This window comes from Micromonospora yasonensis (assembly GCF_026013475.1).
GTDB classification, from domain to species: Bacteria; Actinomycetota; Actinomycetes; order Mycobacteriales; family Micromonosporaceae; genus Micromonospora; species Micromonospora yasonensis.
On record NZ_JAPDPH010000422.1, the window covers coordinates 1 to 1,991 of the forward strand.

Genomic DNA, 1,991 nt, shown 5'->3' on the forward strand with positions numbered 1-1,991 from the left:
CGCCACGATCGACGAGCTCGCCGGCGTGCTCGGCGAGGGCGACATCATCATCGACGGCGGAAACTCCCGGTTCAGCGACGACGCCCCGCGCGCCGAGCGCCTGAACGAGCAGGGCATCGGCTACATCGACGTGGGTGTCTCCGGCGGCGTCTGGGGCAAGCAGAACGGGTACGCCCTGATGGTCGGCGGCGCCCAGGAGCACGTCGCGCGGCTGATGCCGATCTTCGAGGCGCTCAAGCCCGCGGGCGAGTTCGGCTTCGTGCACGCCGGCCCGGTCGGTGCCGGCCACTACGCCAAGATGGTGCACAACGGCATCGAGTACGGCCTGATGCACGCCTACGCCGAAGGCTACGAGCTGCTGGCCAAGTCCGAGCTGGTGACCAACGTGCCGGGCGTCTTCAAGTCCTGGCGGGAGGGCACTGTGGTCCGGTCCTGGCTGCTCGACCTGCTCGACCGCGCGCTCGACGAGGACCCGGAGCTGGCCGAGCTGAGCGGCTACACCGAGGACACCGGCGAGGGCCGGTGGACCGTCGACGAGGCGGTCCGGCTCGCCGTGCCGCTGAACGTCATCGCCGCCTCCCTCTTCGCCCGGTTCGCGTCCCGCCAGGACGACTCGCCGGCGATGAAGGCCGTCGCCGCGCTGCGCCAGCAGTTCGGCGGCCACGCCGTCGTCAAGCGTACGAGCTGACCGGTATCCACAGCCTGTGTACGTCCGCCGGCTCGAACTGGTCGACTTCCGCTCGTACGAGCGGGTCGGCGTCGACCTGGAGCCCGGCCCGAACGTGCTGATCGGCGCCAACGGCGTCGGCAAGACCAACCTGGTCGAGGCGTTGGGCTACGTGGCGACCCTGGACTCGCACCGGGTCGCCACGGACGCCCCCCTGGTCCGGATGGGTGCCACCTCGGCGGTGATCCGCTGCGCCGTGGTGCACGAGGGCCGGGAGCTTCTGGTGGAGCTGGAGATCGTCCCCGGCAAGGCCAACCGGGCCCGGCTGGGCCGCTCGCCGGCCCGCCGCGCCCGGGACGTGCTGGGCGCGCTGCGCCTGGTCCTCTTCGCCCCGGAGGACCTGGAGCTGGTTCGCGGCGACCCGGCCGAGCGCCGCCGGTACCTCGACGACCTGCTGGTCACCCGCCAGCCCCGGTACGCCGGCGTGCGCGCCGACTACGAACGGGTGGTCAAGCAGCGCAACGCCCTGCTGCGGACGGCGTACCTGGCCCGCAAGACGGGCGGCTCGCGGGGCGGGGACCTGTCCACCCTGGCGGTCTGGGACACGCACCTGGCGCACCACGGGGCCGAGCTGCTCGCCGGCCGGCTGGAGCTGGTCGCCGCGCTCACCCCGCACGTGGCCAAGGCGTACGACGCGGTGGCGGCGGGCAGGGGCGCGGCGGGGATCGCGTACCGGCCGTCGGTGGAGCTGCCCGAGCCGACCACCGACCGGGCGGTGCTGGCTGAGGCGCTGACCGCCGCGCTGACCGAGCAGCGGTCGGCGGAGATCGAACGCGGCACCACCCTCGTCGGACCGCACCGCGACGACCTCGCGCTCACCCTCGGCCCACTTCCCGCCAAGGGGTACGCCAGCCACGGCGAGTCCTGGTCGTACGCGCTCGCGCTGCGGCTGGCCGGGTACGACCTGCTGCGCGCCGACGGCATCGAGCCGGTGCTGGTGCTCGACGACGTCTTCGCCGAGCTGGACGCCGGCCGGCGGGAGCGCCTGGCCGAGCTGGTCGGCGGGGCCAGCCAGCTCCTGGTGACCTGCGCGGTCGACGACGACGTGCCGGCGGCCCTGCGTGGTGCCCGGTACCTGGTGGGCGAGGGGACGGTGCGCCGTGTCGGATGAGGTCCAGCTTCCCCCGGCCCGGCTGGGGCCGGGACGCGGTGGGCGTACCCCCGAGGGCGGCCCGGGAACGGCGGACGGTGCCGCCGCGACCGGGCGCGGCCGGCCGGCCGACCCGGCCGGCGGAGGCCCCGGGGCGGACACCGGCGCGGCCGC

The 1,991-nt window shown here is 74.7% G+C and carries 2 protein-coding genes; both read left to right on the plus strand.

Annotated elements, in window-relative coordinates; translation table 11 throughout:
* A partial coding sequence (locus ONA70_RS35990) for an NADP-dependent phosphogluconate dehydrogenase (RefSeq protein ID WP_265010937.1) occupies nucleotides 1-688 on the plus strand: 688 nt, incomplete at its 5' end.
* 16 nt (nucleotides 689-704) lie between these two features.
* Nucleotides 705-1,838: a DNA replication/repair protein RecF gene (gene recF / locus ONA70_RS35995; RefSeq protein WP_265010938.1), complete on the plus strand. Its 1,134-nt coding sequence runs from the start codon at nucleotides 705-707 to the stop codon at nucleotides 1,836-1,838.
* The last annotated feature ends 153 nt before the right edge of the window (nucleotides 1,839-1,991 follow it).